This window comes from Enterobacter sp. Taxon_8, from assembly GCF_058354585.1.
In genome coordinates this window covers 1281534-1299780 of sequence record NZ_CM177989.1, presented here as the reverse complement: position 1 = coordinate 1299780, position 18247 = coordinate 1281534, and the positions used below count along the sequence as shown (strand labels likewise).

General features: G+C 53.1%; 17 protein-coding genes, 1 tRNA gene and 1 pseudogene. 4 read left to right on the top strand and 15 right to left on the bottom strand.

Translation table 11 applies throughout. The annotated features are described in order from the left end of the window. Positions 1-53: 53 nt before the first annotated feature. Positions 54-986 (bottom strand): 50S ribosomal protein L3 N(5)-glutamine methyltransferase, encoded by a 933-nt coding sequence (gene prmB, locus AC4IBF_RS06180; RefSeq protein ID WP_008502612.1) that lies wholly within the window; start codon positions 984-986, stop codon positions 54-56. 145 nt (positions 987-1131) lie between these two features. Between prmB and smrB the strand changes: the two genes are divergently transcribed. Then, positions 1132-1683 carry an endonuclease SmrB gene (gene smrB / locus AC4IBF_RS06175; protein WP_008502613.1) on the top strand — a complete coding sequence of 184 codons (552 nt, stop codon included), beginning with the start codon at positions 1132-1134 and terminating at the stop codon, positions 1681-1683. Between the two features lie 46 nt (positions 1684-1729). Here smrB and sixA read toward each other — a convergent pair whose 3' ends face one another. The 4 genes from sixA to AC4IBF_RS06155 form a co-directional block, all read right to left on the bottom strand. Continuing rightward, positions 1730-2215 (bottom strand): phosphohistidine phosphatase SixA, encoded by a 486-nt coding sequence (sixA, locus tag AC4IBF_RS06170; RefSeq protein WP_045330962.1) that lies wholly within the window; start codon positions 2213-2215, stop codon positions 1730-1732. Between the two features lie 209 nt (positions 2216-2424). Continuing rightward, positions 2425-4572: a fatty acid oxidation complex subunit alpha FadJ gene (gene fadJ / locus AC4IBF_RS06165; RefSeq protein ID WP_136195506.1), complete on the bottom strand. Its 2148-nt coding sequence runs from the start codon at positions 4570-4572 to the stop codon at positions 2425-2427. Next, a complete protein-coding gene (fadI, locus tag AC4IBF_RS06160) occupies positions 4572-5882 on the bottom strand; it encodes an acetyl-CoA C-acyltransferase FadI (protein ID WP_133294870.1) in 1311 nt (436 codons plus the stop codon). The genes fadJ and fadI overlap by 1 nt, the downstream gene beginning before the upstream one ends. A 246-nt stretch (positions 5883-6128) precedes the next feature. Next, entirely contained in the window at positions 6129-6413 is a 285-nt protein-coding gene (locus AC4IBF_RS06155) for a YfcZ/YiiS family protein (RefSeq protein ID WP_023294142.1), read from the bottom strand. 372 nt (positions 6414-6785) lie between these two features. Between AC4IBF_RS06155 and fadL the strand changes: the two genes are divergently transcribed. Next, the gene (fadL, locus tag AC4IBF_RS06150; protein WP_115875916.1) at positions 6786-8069 is read left to right on the top strand and encodes a long-chain fatty acid transporter FadL; all 1284 of its coding nucleotides are present in this window, start codon (positions 6786-6788) and stop codon (positions 8067-8069) included. A 44-nt stretch (positions 8070-8113) separates the two neighbouring features. Here fadL and mlaA read toward each other — a convergent pair whose 3' ends face one another. After that, entirely contained in the window at positions 8114-8866 is a 753-nt protein-coding gene (gene mlaA, locus AC4IBF_RS06145) for a phospholipid-binding lipoprotein MlaA (protein WP_115875917.1), read from the bottom strand. A 313-nt stretch (positions 8867-9179) separates the two neighbouring features. On the opposite strand from mlaA, the gene AC4IBF_RS06140 reads away from it, so the two are divergent. Then, positions 9180-10109 (top strand): formate/nitrite transporter family protein, encoded by a 930-nt coding sequence (locus AC4IBF_RS06140; RefSeq protein ID WP_133294871.1) that lies wholly within the window; start codon positions 9180-9182, stop codon positions 10107-10109. Positions 10110-10184: 75 nt separating this feature from the next. Further along, a tRNA-Arg gene (locus AC4IBF_RS06135) sits at positions 10185-10256 on the top strand. 47 nt (positions 10257-10303) lie between these two features. Here the strand turns inward: AC4IBF_RS06135 and AC4IBF_RS06130 are convergent. The 9 genes and pseudogenes from AC4IBF_RS06130 to AC4IBF_RS06090 form a co-directional block, all read right to left on the bottom strand. Beyond that, positions 10304-11635, bottom strand: coding sequence for a VasL domain-containing protein (locus tag AC4IBF_RS06130; RefSeq protein WP_491463204.1), 1332 nt, complete (start codon positions 11633-11635; stop codon positions 10304-10306). A 103-nt stretch (positions 11636-11738) separates the two neighbouring features. Next, positions 11739-12209 (bottom strand): hypothetical protein, encoded by a 471-nt coding sequence (locus AC4IBF_RS06125; protein WP_252093272.1) that lies wholly within the window; start codon positions 12207-12209, stop codon positions 11739-11741. Between the two features lie 14 nt (positions 12210-12223). Further along, positions 12224-12679: a type VI secretion system baseplate subunit TssE gene (gene tssE / locus AC4IBF_RS06120; protein WP_059355594.1), complete on the bottom strand. Its 456-nt coding sequence runs from the start codon at positions 12677-12679 to the stop codon at positions 12224-12226. After that, complete coding sequence (gene tssJ / locus AC4IBF_RS06115; protein WP_491463203.1) at positions 12679-13224, bottom strand: type VI secretion system lipoprotein TssJ; 546 nt, start codon at positions 13222-13224, stop codon at positions 12679-12681. Before tssJ ends, tssE begins: the two co-directional genes overlap by 1 nt. Continuing rightward, positions 13202-14287, bottom strand: coding sequence for a type VI secretion system baseplate subunit TssG (gene tssG, locus AC4IBF_RS06110; RefSeq protein ID WP_325848604.1), 1086 nt, complete (start codon positions 14285-14287; stop codon positions 13202-13204). The genes tssJ and tssG overlap by 23 nt, the downstream gene beginning before the upstream one ends. Continuing rightward, on the bottom strand, positions 14251-16005 hold the full coding sequence (gene tssF, locus AC4IBF_RS06105; protein ID WP_252093274.1) for a type VI secretion system baseplate subunit TssF: 1755 nt from the start codon (positions 16003-16005) through the stop codon (positions 14251-14253). The genes tssG and tssF overlap by 37 nt, the downstream gene beginning before the upstream one ends. Before the next feature lie 87 nt (positions 16006-16092). Next, complete coding sequence (locus tag AC4IBF_RS06100; protein WP_136195512.1) at positions 16093-16518, bottom strand: DUF1240 domain-containing protein; 426 nt, start codon at positions 16516-16518, stop codon at positions 16093-16095. Between the two features lie 27 nt (positions 16519-16545). Next, complete coding sequence (locus tag AC4IBF_RS06095; protein WP_136195513.1) at positions 16546-16968, bottom strand: DUF1240 domain-containing protein; 423 nt, start codon at positions 16966-16968, stop codon at positions 16546-16548. Then, positions 16968-18235, bottom strand: a pseudogene (locus AC4IBF_RS06090) (PAAR domain-containing protein). The gene AC4IBF_RS06095 and the pseudogene AC4IBF_RS06090 overlap by 1 nt, the downstream one beginning before the upstream one ends. Between the last annotated feature and the right edge of the window lie 12 nt (positions 18236-18247).

Genomic DNA, 18247 nt, shown 5'->3' with positions numbered 1-18247 from the left:
CCGATGTTGTTGTTTGTGTTTGAGCGTTGTGAAACGGGCCGAAGCCCGCTGGATTAATCTTTATAGATGCTGAAGTGTTCGCGCGCGTCGAGCAGCTGCGCTTTGGTCAGCATAAAGACGCCGTCACCGCCGTTGTCGAACTCAAGCCAGGTGAACGGCACATCCGGGTACTGCTCTATCAGATGTACCATGCTGTTGCCCACTTCACAAATCAGAACGCCGTCGTCGGTCAGATAATCCGGCGCGCAGGCCAGAATGCGGCGGGTCAGCTTCAGGCCGTCAGAGCCAGAAGCCAGACCCAGCTCCGGCTCGTGGCGGTATTCGTTCGGCAGATCGGACATATCTTCCGCATCGACGTACGGCGGGTTGGTGACGATCAGATCGTACTGCAGCGTCGGCAGATCGCGGAACAGATCGGAGCGAATTGGCGTAACGTGATGGATCAGGCCGTGCTCTTCAATATTGTGTTCGGTCACGGCCAGCGCGTCGGTGGAGATATCGACGGCGTCCACTTCCGCTTCAGGGAAGGCGTACGCGCAGGCAATCGCGATGCAGCCGCTGCCGGTACACATATCGAGAATGTGCTGCGGCTGATGGCCGATCAGGCCTTCAAAGTGGTTGTTAATCAGCTCACCAATCGGCGAGCGCGGCACCAGCACGCGTTCATCGACATAGAACTCGTGGCCGCAGAACCAGGCTTTGTTGGTTAGATAGGCGACCGGAATACGCTCGTTCACGCGACGGATCACGCGCTCAACGATGCGGTGTTTTTCGCTGGAGGTCAGGCGCGCGGTGCGCATGTCTTCCGGGATATCCAGCGGCAGGTAGAGTGACGGCAGCACCAGCTGCACGGCTTCATCCCATGGGTTATCGGTACCGTGACCGTACCAGATATTGGCGGCGCTGAAGCGGCTAACCGACCAGCGCAACATGTCCTGTATGGTATGCAGCTCGTTTACTGCTTCATCGACAAATATTTTATCCACTCTTTCCTCCAGGGCATGCTCGCATAATTTTCGGCGGCTAGTTTGCCATGAAGACGGCGATAAATCAGCAATGACGCGTCGCGCTTGAGGTTAAAAAATGCGTTTAGTCGGGTACACTATCGGAAATACGAGATGAGAATGACGAATGAAAAAGAAAACATCGCTCAGCGAGGAGGATCAGGCGCTCTTCCGACAGCTGATGACCGGGACGCGTAAGATCGCGCAGGACACCATCGTTCATCGCCCGCAGCGTAAAAAAATCAGCGAAGTCCCGGTCAAACGCCTGCTGCAGGAGCAGGCCGATAACAGCCACTATTTTTCAGATGAATTTCAGCCGCTGCTTAATACGCAAGGGGCTGTTAAGTATGTACGCGAAGACGTCAGCCATTTTGAGCTGAAAAAATTACGCCGCGGGGATTATTCGCCGGAGCTGTTTCTCGATCTCCACGGCTTAACGCAGATGCAGGCCAAACAGGAGTTGGGGGCATTGATCGCCGCCTGCCGTCGCGAACATGTTTTTTGCGCCTGCGTAATGCATGGCCACGGTAAACATATTCTCAAGCAACAGACGCCCCTGTGGCTGGCGCAGCACCCGCACGTGATGGCTTTTCATCAGGCACCGAAAGAGTACGGCGGAGATGCCGCGTTGCTGGTGTTGATTGAAGTGGAAGAGTGGCAACCGCCAGAGTTGCCCTGACAGAATGGCGGGAAGCACATTGCACCCCGCCATATCGCACGTCACGTCAGATCGCTTTTGCCATCTTCAGGTTGCACGGACTCATTTGCCAGTTGAAGACACCTTTGCCCGTTTCGTCGAGAGAAACATTGGCAATAGCGGATGTCGTGAACATAGGCGGGGTCTCGCCAGGGCAAAGCTCAGATACCAGATAGCCAACCAGTGGCAGGTGGGAAATGACCAGCGCTGAAGCGACACCTTCATTGCACAGCGCCTGAAGATAAGCGCTGACAAGGCCTACATCGCCACACGGGGTGAGTTCAGGGAGAACATCCACGCTGGATGGTAGGTTCATACACTCCCCTACCACGTCCAGCGTCTGTTCTGCACGCAGGAACGGACTCACCAGAACGCGTTCGATGTCCACTTTTTGACCGTTAAGCCAGGTCGCCATCAGACGAGATTCGTCGCAGCCACAGACGGTCAAAGGACGTACTGAGTCACTGGCGGCATCGAGTGCCGCGTCGCCGTGACGCATGATAAAAACTTGCATATTGCACCGCTTTTGTTAACCAGAATCACCGGCGTTAACTACCCGCGATAAATGCTGAGAGGTAGAAAACCCGATGGCCGGGCATTGTGCCTGATCCATTCGGTGAATGAAACGCTGTTTTTTACCTCAATGGCGTAAGTATAGTCAATCTCTGTTTACAAAATCGCCAGAACAGGTTCCTTCACCTCAGGATTTACCCTTCTTTGACCTCAGCTTACGAGGACAGTTTCCCTTGCTGGCCAAAATGTCTGGCCCCGTTCCGCCATCTGCAATAATTGGTCACACGGTGTAAACCGTGGACCATACTGCGAAGCCAGACGTTGCAGGATTGCAACCACTTCACCCGCGCCGAGCGTATCCATGTAACGGAACGGGCCGCCAAGGAACGGCGGGAAACCAATGCCAAATACCGCACCAATGTCTCCATCGCGCGCGCTCTTGATCGCCTGCTCACCAAAGCAGCGCGCCGCTTCATTGAGCATCATCATCACGCAGCGCTCAGCGCACTGAACGGCGGAGAGTTTTCCCTGACCAGAAGTCGTAATAAGTCCATAAACCGAAGGGTCGACCTGTTTCCTGCTTTTACGCCCTTTCGCGCCGTAAAGATAGAAACCGCGTTCATTTTTTCTGCCTTTGCGATCGTCCTTCAAAATCGCAGAAACAATATTTGCAGGTGGGCTGAAACGATCGCCATATGCGGCTTCCAGCACTGGTATAATTTTAGTGCCGGTGTCTATTCCCACCTCATCCAAAAGTTGGATTGGACCTACGGGGAAACCAAACTTTACCAGCGCCTCGTCGACGTGCTCGATCTTCTCTCCCTCCGTCAGCAATCGCATGGCTTCATTAATATAGGGAGCCAGAATGCGGTTAACGTAGAAGCCGGCCTTATCTGCTACTACGATCGGCGTTTTCCCCTGCTTCTTCGCAAGTTTGACTACCGTGGCGATGGTTTGCGGACTGGTCGTCGCGTGTGGAATGACTTCCACCAGCGGCATTTTTTCGACCGGGCTAAAGAAGTGCAGCCCAATCACCTGCTCCGGACGCGCGGCTTTCGCCGCGATATCGCCAATCGGTAATGACGACGTATTGGAAGCAAAAATGGTATGCGGAGCACAATGTTGCTCAACGTCTGCCACCATCTGCTGCTTAAGCGCCAGATCTTCAAACACGGCTTCAATCACCAGATCGCGGTGCGCAAAACCGCTGTAATCCGTCGTACCGGAGATCATCGCCAGGGTTTTATCACGCTCGCTTGCTTTGATATGGCGGCGTTTCACCTTTTGATCAAGGTTCTGCCAGCTGTACTGCAGCGCGTGGTTGATACCCTTCGGATTGATGTCTTTGATACGTACAGGTAATTTGCCTTTGCTGGCGGTAACAAAAGAGATACCGCCGCCCATGAGCCCCCCACCCAGTACGCCAATGGCACGCAGCGGTGCAGGCTCAGCCTCGCTGCCGGGATCTTTTTTCACGTCCGTGCTGGCGAAGAAGATGCTGCGCAGCGCCTGTGACTGCGGCGTCATCGCCAGTTCGCCGAAGGCTTTGGCCTCCGCGGCATAGCCGCTGCTGCTTCCCTGCGACAGCCCGGTTTCGATCACTTCCAGGATCCGCTTTGCCGCCGGGTAGTTGCCTTTGGTTTTTTGTTCAGTCTTTTTGCCCACCATGTTGAACAGAAGCGTTCTTCCCAGCGGGCCAGCCAGCACGCGCTCGCGTACCGGCAAAGGACGTTTTGCCTGACGCCCTTTCAGCGCCAGCTCAACGGCGGCCTCCAGCAAAATGGACTGCGGCACGACGTCATCGACCAGACCGGCTTTTAGCGCCTGACGGGCACGCAGCTGTTTACCGGTCAAGATCATCTCCAGCGCCGTGCTGACGCCCACGAGGCGCGGCAGCCGTTGCGTTCCGCCGGAGCCAGGCAGCAGGCCCAGCTGCACTTCCGGCAGGCCCAGAATGGTTTTTGCATCGTCAGTACAAATCCTGCTGTGACATGCCAGCGCCAGCTCAAGCCCGCCGCCCAGACAGGCGCCGTGGATCGCTGCGATAACCGGGATCGGCAGGCTGTTGATCTCCGACATTACCTGCTGGCCCTGACGCGCCAGCTCTTCGGCTTCCAGTGCGTTTTGCGCCCGGTCGATCATGTTGATATCCGCCCCGGCGATAAAGTTGTCGGGTTTGGCAGAGATAAACACCAGGCCGCGAATGGCTTTGTTTTCGCGGATCTGCTTTAGCATCGCGCGCACCTGAACACCAAATTCGGCCTTCAGGGTATTCATCTTTTCATCAGGCACATCAATAGTGATAACGGCCACGTTATCGAGGCGAACCGTCAGATTAAATGCAGATGGCATATCCATTATTCAGCCTCCAGAACCATTGCTGCGCCAAGGCCACCCGCCGCACAGGCGGTAACGAGGCCAAACCCGCCGCCCCGGCGACGGAGTTCATGTAATGTTTGCGTGATCATTCGCGCACCGGTGGCGGCAAACGGATGACCGTAGGCGATAGAACCACCCAGCACGTTGAACTTACTCTGATCCACTTCGCCTGTGGCATGGGCGCGGCCCAGCACATCGCGCGCGAAACGCTCGCTTGCCAGTAGCTGAACGTTTGCCAGAGTCTGCGCGGCAAACGCTTCATGCATATCAATCAGGGTTAAATTAGCCATCGTCAGCCCCGCGCGCTCCAGCGCCAGCGGCGTCGACCATGCCGGACCTAACAACATGTCCTGCCAGACATCAATGGCGGTGAAGGCATAGCTGCGTAAATAGCCCAGGGGAGTGATGCCCAGCTCTTTCGCGCGGGATTCGGTCATCAGGATCACGGCGGCGGCCCCGTCCGTCAGCGGCGTACTGTTCGCCGCCGTCACCGTGCCGTGCTTGCGGTCAAACGCCGGGCGCAGCTTTGCGTAATCCGCCAGCGTCGAGGTGCCGCGAATATTGTTATCTTCCGCAAGCGGTTCGCGATAGGGCGGAATGTAGGCGGTCATGACCTCGTCGGTCAGCTTGCCTTCCGACCAGGCTTTTGCCGCAAGCTGATGCGAGCGATGCGCCAGCGCATCCTGCTGTTCACGGGTAATGCCGTAGGTTTTCGCCATCTGCTCGGCGGTATCGCCCATGCGCAGGCCAGTGGAGTATTCCGCTACGGCAGGTGGCACGGGCATCAGATCGCGCAGACGTAAACGTGAGAAGAGTTTGAGTTTCTGACCCGTCGTACGGGCTTTGTTGGCATCGACCAGGATACGCGCCAGCTTTTTACTGACCCCAATCGGCAGCACCGAAGAGGAGTCTGCCCCGCCCGCAATCCCGGCGCGGATAGTCCCCGCCATCAGGCTTTCGGCGACGTTCGCCACGGCCTGGAAACTGGTTGCGCAGGCGCGACTGACGCTGTAGGCATCGGTGTGCACATTCATCCCGGTACCAAGGACGATTTCCCGCGCAATGTTGGGGGCTTCAGGCATCTGCACGACCTGACCGAACACCAGCTGTTCGATGACCTCAGGCGGAATTTCGCTGCGAGCCAGCATCTCCCCCACTACCATTTTCCCCAGGTCAACGGCCGGTATGCCATGAAACGCCGTTGCCTGACGCGCAAATGGCGTTCGCAATCCACTGACTATGGCAATGCGATCGCCCTGACGGGTAATTAGCGGTAATGCCTGACTCATAACACTCCCCTGTAAAAAATTTTTCGCAAACATAAAGTGGTCTGACCTGATAATAGTCTTAACCATTTTTTTACATTCAGCCAATCGGGGAAACGAAAAAGTGCGAGCTAAAACACAGAGAAGAAAAAGAAAATGCCCCTGCATGGCAGGGGCATTTGTGCGGTTTGTTGCCGGGTGGCGGCGTTGCCTTACTCGGCCTACACGATCGTAGGCCCATGCAAGCAAAGCGCCGCCGGGCAAAAAGGATTAACGCAGACCCAGCTGGAAAATCAGCGTTTCTGCTTCGCAGGCGAAAACAAAGTCGATGTCCAGCTTCACGCCGCCTTCCACTTCGGTAAAGGTCGACTTGATTTCACACGGATCGGATTCAACATCACGCGCACGCTTGCTCAGCGCGGCCAGGGTCTCTTCCGCTTCGGCACGGTTAGTGAACACACGGCTGTAAGACGCGGTGCAATCGGAGTTGTCCATGATGGTCCCAACATCCATACAGCAGCAAACCGGGGTTTCATCAGCACTGCATTTACTCATAGCTCAATTTCCTCTGTATTCGCGCAGCGCGCGAGATAAACACGATGCTGATATTTTACGCCCCGGCGCGGGCTCTCTCCAGCCGTTAATGGCGCAAAAACGGATAAGTGACCAATATCACACTAAAAAATGATCCAGAACAAAAACCACCCTTTTGGGTGAGTCGCGATGGTCACAATTTTGCCAACCAGATCTCGTTTCGCGAAACATGTTTGAAAATATTAATAAACAAACTTGCAACATTCTGGCTGGTCAGACCTATACTCTGGCCACTGGTCTGATTTGTCTGTCATACCTCAGACCCTACACTTCGCGCTCCTGTTACGGTATGTAACAATTATTGAATAAAAATAACTCAATGAGGTTATGGTCATGAGCCAGAAAACCCTGTTCAACAAGACTGCGCTGGCAGTCGCAGTGGCACTCGTCTCCACTTCCGCCTGGTCAGCGGGCTTTCAGTTAAACGAATTTTCTTCCTCTGGCCTTGGCCGTGCGTATTCCGGGGAAGGCGCTATTGCTGATGATGCGGGTAACGCGAGTCGTAACCCCGCGTTGATCATGATGTTCGATCGTCCGACTTTCTCTGCCGGTGCGGTTTATATCGACCCTGATGTCAACGTTTCTGGTAAGTCGCCTTATACGGGTGCGAGCCTTAAAGCGGACAACATTGCCCCAACAGCATGGATCCCCAACCTGCACTTCGTTGCGCCCATTAACGAACAGTTTGGCTGGGGTGCATCCGTAACGTCTAACTACGGCCTGGCTACCGAGTTCAATAACAACTACCCGGCTGGTGAATACGGCGGTAAAACAGACCTTACTACGCTGAACCTCAACCTGAGCGGTGCGTATCGCCTGAACGATAACTGGAGCTTTGGTCTGGGCTTTGATGCCGTTTACGCCGATGCCAAAATCGAACGTTATTCCGGGGAACAGACTGCGCGCCTGCCTAAAAACAGCAATAAAATTGCCAGTCTTGAAGGTGATGAGTGGGGCTATGGCTGGAACGCCGGTATCCTCTACGAGCTGGACAAAAACAACCGTTGGGGCCTGACCTATCGTTCCGAAGTGAAAATTGACTTCGACGGCGATTACAAGAGCGGCATCCTGACGCCTGTGAACAACCTGGTTCCTGGTGCGGGTACAACCATTCCTTGGGGAACGTCCAACCAGACCGTTCCAGGTTCACTGTCACTGCATTTGCCAGAAATGTGGGAAGTGTCCGGTTACAACCGTGTTGCGCCGCAATGGGCTATCCACTATAGCCTGGCCTATACCAGCTGGAGCCAGTTCCAGGAGCTGAAAGCGACCGGAACCAATGGCCAGACGCTGTTCTATAAGGACGAAAGCTTCCACGACGCCTATCGTATTGCGTTGGGTACCACCTACTACTACGATAAAAACTGGACATTCCGCTCCGGTATCGCATTTGACGACAGCCCGGTTCCGGCAGACAAACGTTCCATTTCCATTCCGGATCAGGACCGTTTCTGGTTAAGCGCGGGCGCGACGTATGCGTTCAACGAGAATGCATCCATCGATGCGGGCGTATCTTATATGCACGGTCAGAAAGTGACGTTCCAGGAAGGCCCTTACGAGTTTACCTCTGAAGGTAAAGCCTGGCTGTTCGGTACGAACTTCAACTACGCGTTCTAATCGCGACAGAATCAAAAAAGGTGAGCATTGCTCACCTTTTTTATTTACTCAGAATCGATATCTTTTAGTTCGTTCTCGATCGCCTTCGCGTTTGGATTCTCTTCCGGCTTCAGCTTACCGCCGTTGGCAATAAAGTCATGATTCTGGAAGTACGCTTCACGTACCATAATGTACGGGTCAGAAGACTGGCGCAGCAGGCCATCAGAGTCGAGCAATTGCGCGCGGGTTTCAATCCCTTCTACCGTCCATTTACCCACCGACAGCGGCCAGGTCAGCCATGACAGAACCGGATACAGCGTATCGACCATATCACCGCCGTCATCACGCACGGTGAAGCTGCCATAGAACGGCAGATGAACGTAAGGGCCGTAACCGACACCATAATGCCCCAGCGTACTACCAAAACGGTGCGGCTGTTCACGCTGAAGTTTCGGGTTCGCCATGCCTGCGACGTCAATAAAGCCGCCCATCCCCAGAATGGAGTTCAGGAAGAAGCGGGTAAAGTGGACCATCCCCTGGTAGGGGTCGCCCTGCAGGAAGTAGTTCACCATTACCGCAGGCTCTTCGAGGTTGCTGGTAAAGTTACTTAACCCGTTACGCGCGGGCTGTGGAACATAATCGCGCCATGCCACTGCCACCGGGCGAACCACATACGGGTCCAGCACGTTGTAGTTTAAGCTATACATGGAGCGGTTAAATCCTTCGAGAGGATCGGAGCGGCCCGTTTGCTCCCCAGAGCTGGCGCAGCCCACAAGCATCGTCGCGCCCAGCGCAAGCGCCGACAGCCGAAGTTTCATAAATATCTCCCTGTTCAGTATGGCTATCGTTGATTGCCATCCGTAACGGAGCCTGATGCTCCGTCTGTAAACGTGCAAGCGATTGTAACAGCACGTTTACCGATGTCTATGAGCACAATTACGGGCAGTAACCAGCGTGACTCTGATCTCAGCATAGCCTGGCTTTTAGAATTCGTTTCGCTGGCAATTTTATAATGCCTTTGAAAGAGATGTATCACCTTTGTTGTCATTGCTGCCAATTTAAGAGCATCCCCACAGGCATCCCGACAAAAGCCGCTACGCTTAACAGAAAGATCAATCTCCGGGAGCATATATGAAAGAAGTGGGCGAAGAAAAAATTGGCGAGAGCAATGAGGAACTTGAAATTGAAAGCGAGGAGAAAGCGCGCGGCGAGAAAATAGAAATTGACGAAGATCGCCTCCCTTCCCGCGCGATGGCCATTCACGAGCATATCCGCCAGGACGGTGAAAAAGAGATGGAGCGCGACGCGATGGCTCTCTTCTGGTCAGCCATCGCTGCAGGGCTCTCAATGGGAGCATCTCTGCTTGCGAAAGGGATATTTCATGTGCAGCTGGAGGGCGTACCCGGCGGTTTTTTACTCGAGAACCTCGGTTATACCTTCGGCTTTATTATCGTCATCATGGCCCGCCAGCAGCTATTTACTGAAAACACGGTGACCGCGGTTCTGCCGGTGATGCAAAACCCCACACTCGGGAATTTCGGTTTATTGATGCGGCTCTGGGGCGTGGTCCTGCTGGGAAATATCATCGGCACGGGCATCGCGGCCTGGGCGTTTGAATATATGCCGATATTTGATGAACCCACACGGGATGCGTTTGTAAAAATCGGCATGGATGTAATGAAAAACACGCCGGTCGAGATGTTCTCGAATGCCATCATCTCCGGCTGGATTATCGCCACGATGGTGTGGATGTTCCCTTCAGCAGGCAGCGCCAAAATTGTCGTGATCATACTGATGACCTGGCTGATTGCGCTGGCGGACACCACGCATATTGTGGTCGGGACCGTTGAAATCCTCTATCTGGTCTTTAACGGTACGCTTCACTGGAGCGATTTCTTCTGGCCGTTTGCCCTTCCGACGCTGGCGGGAAACATCTGCGGCGGAACGTTTATCTTCGCGCTGTTAAGCCACGCCCAAATCCGTAACGACATGTCGAACAAACGCAAAGCTGAGCTTAAGGCACGGGAAAATGATGATAAATCGACAAAAAAATCGACCTGAATGGTGACTCTTTGAGCAGTCAGGCGGCGATGCGCTTAACGCAAAGTGTAAATAAGGCTATACTCGTGCCGCCTCGTCCCCTTAGTTAAATGGATATAACGAGCCCCTCCTAAGGGCTAGTTGCAGGTTCGATTCCTGCAGGGGACACTTTACCCTCCCGCTTATTTCTGCACATCGCTTCTTCACACCCGCATTCATTGAGCAGAAAAATCCTGTTTGATTTGAGCATAACGCGTTGCCAGCTGTCTTAGACGCAACTCCAGCTGGGTCTTTTCGGCTTCAGGCAGCGCGCTTTCAGCACTATGCTCTGACAGGCGTCGGAGTTGTTCTTCAGCCGGTATGGTTTGGTTAAAGGACTGTATAGCTGAAAAAACCACCGATTTAAGCTCACTTACCGTGATATATTTTCCTTTTTGCTCATCCAGACTACTCAGCCTATGGCTCAGTTGCTGAAGCTTCATCATTCCCTGATACCAGCTGTTCATGGAATCGACAGGCAACGCTGCCGAGTTAAATTTTTGCTTCCACTGCACGGTGAGCGACTTCGCTTCCTCCGGCTGCAAAGTCTGGAGTTGCGCTAACAACTGAAGGCTGTAGGAAATATTCCAGTCTGGTGGCAGCTTATCCAGTCGGGCAAGCTGCTGCTGCGTTTCGGTGATAAACGTGGACGGAATGGTGCCTCGCTGCACTAACGCGTCTTGCTGAACAGGAGTAAGCACTTCCGGTAACGGCGCCAGCGAGGCAATGGCCTGAGTCGTTAAGGGATCCGGTCTCGACAGAAAGCCCCCTCCCCACGCCACGGCGAGGCTGACCACCAGCACAGAACACATCCCGGCGAGAAAGGGTTTCCATGGTCTGACAGACCCTTGCGCAGTCGGACGATCCTTTGTATCCGGCTGATTTTCCTGCTGCACAACGTAGACCCATTTCACTTCGCCAATCGGTTCTGCCCTCTCCTGAGGTAACTCGCGACCGGGCATTATGATCGCATTCAAATCTGATGCGTCATTACCGCTTTCCAGCCGTGCAGCACTTGAACGTATCAACGTTCGTAACGTATCGAACTGGCTAAGGTGTTTGAGTTCGAGGCGCTGGAACACCGCGCTCAGGCTGGCAAGCAACGCTTCGGCACTATAAAGCTCACGTAGATGGCTGTTGTTCAATGCAAGCATGCGCATGCGCTGCTGCAGGCGCTGGCTCAGGCCACTAAGGATTTCCAGACGAGCGTGTAGCGTCTTCGGCCAGAAAACGTCCCACTGGCGGCTAATCAGGGCCTCCAGAATTGCCAACCCTTCGTTCAGGCCAGCTAATCCAGACAGGTGAGTACGGGCAAGGGTGTACCAGGCCGCAGTCTGCAACTCCACACCGTTTTGTTCAAACAGAGAGAGACCGAGTTTTTCGACATATTGCCAGTTCACATCCGGGCGAGCAGGATGCGTAAGCTTACTGAGTTCATCGCGAAGGGCGGCGTAATCTGGCAGCGTACGCGGGTCGCCGCCGGTTTTTAACGTTATATGTGTGGTCATCCTGAAGGGCCTGCATATCCGTGTAGTTAATTTCGTCAGTTGAGATGTAAGGCTATTTTGCGATTAAAAATGCAGTGACTAATAAAAGGAATGAATGTTATCGCTATGGCAGCAGCGCTAAAATCAGGCTGTAAAAAATGCCTTCATCAAATAGTTGTCCTGAACGGGATGAGATATCAGGGGGCGTAAAGATCCAGCCATTTACGCTCCCCACACGCATGAACAGGCGTCCCTGAGAAATCACCTTATCCCCGGAACAGAAAGTCACCTCGACACAACCAGCTACGCCCTGTCCATACAGAAAGATCGGCATAAATCTGACCGCTCGGCTGCCATAATGCAGAACGATACCGGAAATCTCAAAAGCCCCGCCCTCCACCAGCAGATCCGGAACGGATACCGTCAGTGGCTCCACATTCAGTCCCGTATCTGTCAGCCACGCGTTCATCTCATCCTGAAGCTCAGCCATTCGCTGGCGAAACTCTGCAATATCAGCCTGACTCCTGCTGATTGCAGGAACAGGTGCAGGTTGTCTTGCCTGCAACTTCTTCAGGAACTGTGATTTTACGGACATGATGTTATCGGACCTTATATACGGAGAGTGGTGTCGAGATACTGCTGTTGCCTGAGATGCCTTAACAGGACCCGCCCTTCGGGCATAAATTCAGTCCCGTAGCGCACCAGGCCAATCCCTTTAAGTTCAGCGTCAATGGCATAGCGCAGTTCACCGGGGACATTCTGTTCCAGCAGGACAACGGTTATTTTTTTCAGGCGTGGTTCATATTTGAGCAGGACAGCAGACAATGTTCCCATAAGCTCATGGGCCGTTCCCGGCATGCCCTGCAGGATTTTGGTCATGTCCGGAAGGCCGTAGTCAGGCAGATGCGCCAGCGTGCCGGCGCGGCAGTTAAGGATACGCTGCATGTTATCAAGTACCGAGAGGATGACCTGATTTTCCTCACTGACCTGGTTGAGGTTGAGGCCGCCTGTAAAATTTCCGGTCAGCATTTCATACAGCGAAGGCGTGTTATGTCCGTAGGGCATCAGTCGTCCTTAAGCGGTTGCAGCGTCAGAGAGTTATCGCCTGCTTCCAGAATTCGCGGTTTATCCGGATCCAGGTCACTGCGTTTAATAACCTGCTTCCAGGCGTTGTTGTCCATATCCGGATGGCGGAACAGCCCTACCACCGCGACAAACTGCGTCTCTTCTTCCATTGGCATATCAAGGTTTGCATCGCCACCCGGTTTCACCACGACATCACGACTGGCCAGCATGTCGTCTTTCAGGATGGTGGCATCATCCTGAAGCAACTGCTGATATACCACCTTATCAAAGGTTTTGCGGTCTTTGAGCTGATAAACCCTTACCACCACCGGCTGAGACAGCGAGTTACTTTCACGGGAGTCGGTGTTCAGCGCCTCGCGCGCGGTGAAATCCAGATGCAGGATTTTAATTTTTTTATAGAACACTGAATTGAACGCCGATTTGGTTCCGTCGGTGACGCTCTGCGTTACCCCACAGCCAGTTAGAGAGAGTGCTATCAGCGGCATCAGCCAGCGCGTAGTCTTAATTAAACTTGTACGTAACACGTCGGTTTCCTTGTTGTGATTTTGCAGGCTCCAGACCGCTGTAATAACCCAGCTCTGTGGTAAAGGTCTCAGGAATATCATCCGGTAGGCTATCACCGTCAGCGCCCAGCACGCCGTTCAACCCCAGCCAGAAAGGATTTTCTCCAAGCGGTGGAACGGCCAGCAGACGTACGGAAGTGGTCAGGGTAATTCTGGCCTTAAACCGCCAGCCCAGATACACCCGTAGCATTACCAGGAAATCCAGGTACAACTGACCATCCGGTTTCCAGCCCTGCGCTTCCTGTTCGTTGTCCGTCGCGAGAGCAACCAGCAGTTGGCTGCCAGCATCCATCGCTTCGTCACCCAGAGGCGTATTGCCATCAAGCAGAAACTCTTCGTCACCGTAAAAACCCAGCGGCCTGTCAATCTCCAGAGGCCGGAGGCAATACGGACTCACCTGCACCGTCGTCTCGGGCGCCAGCAGGCGCACCAGTGCCTGCATCCCTTCCTGAGTTTTACCCGGCTGCTGCAAAACCCCCAGCAGAGCCAGAAAGCGCGACACTGGCGTGGCAATATGATTTGCCGTGCCCGGTATCCCCAGCCCCACCAGTCCCAATAACGACTGCGAAATGCTGTCGGTCCCTCCAGGCTCAAACGTGGCCGGATACGAGTATTTACGCCAGACGCGATAAAACTGCGTCAGGATGCGGTGACTGAAAATATCCAGAAAGCCCTGCAGCGCCTCGTGCCCTTCCCGGCGCTGGGTGATGTCATCGAGGTAGGCCGTTGGTAAAGGCGAATCAACGCCGTACATCCCCATAAAGGTTGTGCGGATGAGCGGTGGCCTGCTGTCATCATCCTCGTCATACTCGACAGCCTTCAGCTCGCTCGCCGGGAACCCCATCCCCGGATGCGGCGCAAACCGCACCGGGTCATCCGCCGGATGGCTGGTAGAGCCCATCAGCGGCCTGCCCGGATTACGCTTCTCCAGTAGCTGGCATAAACGATAAAAGTTGATGCGGTGAAGATCGGCCTCCAGCCGCGGGGTCAGCCGGGAATACGGCGATTGTGCTTCTCTTCCCATTCCAGGCGCTCTCCGGTCGGTTGCAGAATAATAATCAGGCGGTTAAACAGATAGATATCGGTGTAGAGCGCGAAGAAGCGGCTCAGCATCTCGCCAAACAGACAGATATCGCCGCGCCCGGCAAAGCCGTTGCTCTCAAGCGTCACCTCAATCTGCACGCCGCGTACCAGGTAGCCCTGCTCAAAGCGTTCCGTTTCACTGTGCTTCACATCGATAATCGCCTCCAGACGACGGCGGTTCATCTCGCTGTCAGTCCACTCGTACAGCGCCAGCGTGCCGCGCAGCACGTCGGCATTGTCCATCATCGACAGGAAACCGCTGCCGAGATGGCTCAGCACGCGCCAGTGAAAGCGATCCTGTGCCGGGGGATAACAAGGCAGCGTCGGCGCACACAGGTTACGCACGGCGATACTGGCTGAAGTGGTTTTCATCACTGTATCAAGCACGGTACTTTGCAACGCTCTGCGAGGCAGTTGGCCATTGGTGCCGGTTAGCGTCAGCGACAGGCTTTCATCCTCCGGCACCGTGTGGTTATCAAACGCTTCCCCCCCCAGGATAAGCCAGGTGTTATGCAGTCCGGAGGGACCTCGGCGCACGCGGGTGTGGTAGTAATATTCCGGGGCTTCATGGCGCATCATTCCGCCTTTGTGACGGAAGCTGGAGAAAGGCACGTAGGTATGCTGGCTCGATGACATCACAGAATCGACCGCGTATATCTCGGTATGGCCATCCTGCACGCGCATCGGGCGCAGCATGTATTCGGTCTGCAGGGAGTTGAGCGTCAGCGGGTCAGATTCCAGCGGGAACAGGTTGATCACCGGCACACAGTTCAGGCGCAGATGCTTTTCGATAAAGCTGAAATCATGCTCCCAGCGCTCCGCCAGTACCACGTCAATTTCAAACCAGGGGAGCTCAGCCGGAAAGACCACGGTCTCCAGCCCACGCAGCCCTGTGAACATGAATTTTTCACGGAAGGTGAAGTACTCCAGCAGCAGTTGATAGCCGCTAAAGCTGCTGCTTCCCTTCGGCCACAGGTCATCGTCGTCGCCGAAACCCAGCGCGGTGAAATACCCGTCGAGCGGTCTTCTGTCCATGTCTCCCGGCATCCGCAGCCAGAGGCGGGCCGTGTTCATGGTAAAGGCCTCATGCATGGCGCAGGCCAGCGGTGCATCAGCGTTGAAGTAGAACGGGAGCTGGCTGAGATCGACACGGCTCCAGTCGGCGAGATGACTGCAGTTAAAGCGCAGCGTGATGACCGAACGGCCATCTGGATCGGTCGCCAGTCGGGCACTCTCAAGCGACAATGGCTGAAGGGTAATCTCTTTGGTGGTGGTGTACCGGCAACGCGTGCCTTTCTCACCGATCGGCCGCGAGTTCACCTCAAAGCCTTTGACGATGCGCATCTGCTCTTTCATCTCACGCCAGTCAGGGGTGAATTCCACCACCGACATGGACGGAATGGTACGCAGGTAATGCGGCCACAGCAGGCTGACCAGCCCTTCGGTCAGTTCAGGCAGGTCGTCATCGAGCTTTTCGCGCAGCCGGCCCATCAGGAAGGCAAAGCCCTCGAACAGCCGCTCCACGTAAGGGTCGCGCGCCCCTGCTTTATCGAGATTGAGCATTGCCGCCTGCTCGGGGTGAGCACGCGCAAACTCTTCACCGGCTTCCAGCAGATATCGCATTTCAGCGTCATAATAACGCAGGGTTAAATCATCCATATTTATTTCTGCTCAATAATTGCTGAATGAATAGTATTATCTGAATAAAATTGTGCTGATGATGTTCCTGAGGAAAGGAACATCTTATTAATTACCACGCTGCCCACATACCGATGGTGGTAGTACATACTCAGTGGCCATCCCCGGCATCCATCCATCAGGACGGCCGGTGCATTTCACATAGCCTTTACTCTCAAGAGTCGAAGTGTACGCAAACGAAAAGATGACAGAACTGACGATAAAAACACCTACCAGACCAATAAATACTCTGCTTGTTTTTTTACATTTAATAACCGCCTGTTCCTCGCCGTACCGCATAGCCAAATACCAATATATACATGGAAATATCAGAATAATCGGAATCATTAGCAAAGCGGAAACTGTTGGTGAAAATACAATGTCACTTCCAAACCCAAATAACTCACTATATGCATCAATTGCGAACCACAAAGAGCCTATTGAGGAAACACACCAAATAATAAGGTTACCAAAAAATCTATGTTTAGGACTCATAAATCAATCACCTGCGATGTTAGGTCGTCAATGTATGACGCAGATAGACGGATCTTTAACATAGCGGGTTGCAGTTCCTGCCATCCAGCCCGAAGGAACACCATTACAACGGAGATATCCCTTGTTGAGCAATTCTTGGGGGTACAAACAGGAAAATAACACTCCTAATACTACGATAGCAATGCAACTCCACTTCAAATAAGAAACATAATTATCCATTGTTTTGAAAGCAAAATCCTTCCCCTTAACAATCATCAGAATAAAATAAATAAGTGGAAAAATCATCACAACAGGCAAGGCAATTAATGCAATGCTTAACCATGAGAAAACAATGCTATCTTCGAAAGAGAAGTATGACTGAAATATACTATTTCCAAGATAAATACTCAGCACGCATAAGCCGAGGATTATTACTATAGCAAGAAAAGGTCGGATTTTTTCTTCAAACATCAGTACAATCTCCGTTGAATACTCGTCAGATTATCCCGAATATAATTTCGAACCTCCTCAATAATCACATTCTTTCCTCTAATTAACATTTGCTCAGCAAACATTGCCCCAAGATCCAGTAATCCCTGTTCAGCCTCTCTGGCTTTGTTTGCAAATTCTTGTTGTGCTGACTCTATATAGGCTACAACCTTGTCAGTCGCACCAAATTTTTCATCAAGAACATTTAAGGTAATGGCAGCAACACCGCCAACGACGACAACTATTGCTAAGTTTGCAACGATCCATGGAGTTACCAGAACCAGTCCCCCCCCCAAACGACAGCAGATGCTATACCAATTTTAACTGCATCTGTTGCCAGACTACCAATAAATTCAGCGAAGGAGGTTTCATCATTCATAATGTAATCGATAGTGCGATATGCTGCAGCCACATAAAAAGTTAATCTTGCACCTTCTATGATCGATTTCGCCAGACCATACTTGCCTATGCCTATATCTACAACCTTAGGGTTCTTTGCAGAAAAAACTGGCGCATTTAATATTTTCCTAACCCCTGGGTAGCCACTGATTTTAATCAATTCTGTGCCTTTATGATTCACATATACCGTGGCCTTTATCCCAAAACTACCTAACTGCCCCACCAACATGGATGTTGTGACGACATCCTTTATATTTGTACCATAGTTAACAATTATTTGACCTGGTGTGCTTTCAGTTATCGCAATCCAACCGTATTTCCACGCCCCCCAGGATGACAATATCTCAAACACTTCGGGTAAAGTTAGTAACATGATGTCTTGGTTATTTTTCTTAAACATCATTCTTAACTTTTCATCAGGTAAATCATGTGTGTTTTTTAACACAGGGTAATCAGATACGAATCCCGTTGGCTTTTGCTCACCGGTCAGATAACCAGGCAACTCAGGAGAAGTCTGCGCCGGGGCCGCTGTAAAGCCTGCTGCCGATTCCCCAGCGGAAGCTCCACTGCTCTTCTCGTATGTATCATCCATCATTGATGGAATAAACCTCGCCTTGCAGGGGCAAGTACTATAGCTGTCGAGGGTTCCGGCCATTCGCCGGTCATGAATAGTATCGTTGTCGATGCCGCCGGCTATCTTGAATAGTCCGGCATGCTTCCCGCAGGTCACACTGTCCTGCTCCCGCGCTACAGGTTTATCAAACAGAGTGTGATCCTCTGCGCCCGTGGTGATTTTCCCGCCGCAGGTCGTCTTGTCGCCCTGCACCAGGTAAAAGCCTTCTGCTGCCATATTTTTCCCTTT

What these genes read in the sequence shown, in the direction of transcription:
- AC4IBF_RS06130 (WP_491463204.1), bottom strand. Translation starts at nt 11,635, where the DNA reads ATGACCACACATATAACGTTAAAAACCGGCGGCGACCCGCGTACGCTG.
- mlaA (WP_115875917.1), bottom strand. Translation starts at nt 8,866, where the DNA reads ATGAAACTTCGGCTGTCGGCGCTTGCGCTGGGCGCGACGATGCTTGTG.
- tssF (WP_252093274.1), bottom strand. Translation starts at nt 16,005, where the DNA reads ATGGATGATTTAACCCTGCGTTATTATGACGCTGAAATGCGATATCTG.
- AC4IBF_RS06140 (WP_133294871.1), top strand. Translation starts at nt 9,180, where the DNA reads ATGAAAGAAGTGGGCGAAGAAAAAATTGGCGAGAGCAATGAGGAACTT.
- tssE (WP_059355594.1), bottom strand. Translation starts at nt 12,679, where the DNA reads ATGCCCTACGGACATAACACGCCTTCGCTGTATGAAATGCTGACCGGA.
- sixA (WP_045330962.1), bottom strand. Translation starts at nt 2,215, where the DNA reads ATGCAAGTTTTTATCATGCGTCACGGCGACGCGGCACTCGATGCCGCC.
- fadL (WP_115875916.1), top strand. Translation starts at nt 6,786, where the DNA reads ATGAGCCAGAAAACCCTGTTCAACAAGACTGCGCTGGCAGTCGCAGTG.
- AC4IBF_RS06155 (WP_023294142.1), bottom strand. Translation starts at nt 6,413, where the DNA reads ATGAGTAAATGCAGTGCTGATGAAACCCCGGTTTGCTGCTGTATGGAT.
- AC4IBF_RS06095 (WP_136195513.1), bottom strand. Translation starts at nt 16,968, where the DNA reads ATGTTTGAAGAAAAAATCCGACCTTTTCTTGCTATAGTAATAATCCTC.
- tssG (WP_325848604.1), bottom strand. Translation starts at nt 14,287, where the DNA reads ATGGGAAGAGAAGCACAATCGCCGTATTCCCGGCTGACCCCGCGGCTG.
- AC4IBF_RS06125 (WP_252093272.1), bottom strand. Translation starts at nt 12,209, where the DNA reads ATGTCCGTAAAATCACAGTTCCTGAAGAAGTTGCAGGCAAGACAACCT.
- smrB (WP_008502613.1), top strand. Translation starts at nt 1,132, where the DNA reads ATGAAAAAGAAAACATCGCTCAGCGAGGAGGATCAGGCGCTCTTCCGA.
- AC4IBF_RS06100 (WP_136195512.1), bottom strand. Translation starts at nt 16,518, where the DNA reads ATGAGTCCTAAACATAGATTTTTTGGTAACCTTATTATTTGGTGTGTT.
- fadI (WP_133294870.1), bottom strand. Translation starts at nt 5,882, where the DNA reads ATGAGTCAGGCATTACCGCTAATTACCCGTCAGGGCGATCGCATTGCC.
- fadJ (WP_136195506.1), bottom strand. Translation starts at nt 4,572, where the DNA reads ATGGATATGCCATCTGCATTTAATCTGACGGTTCGCCTCGATAACGTG.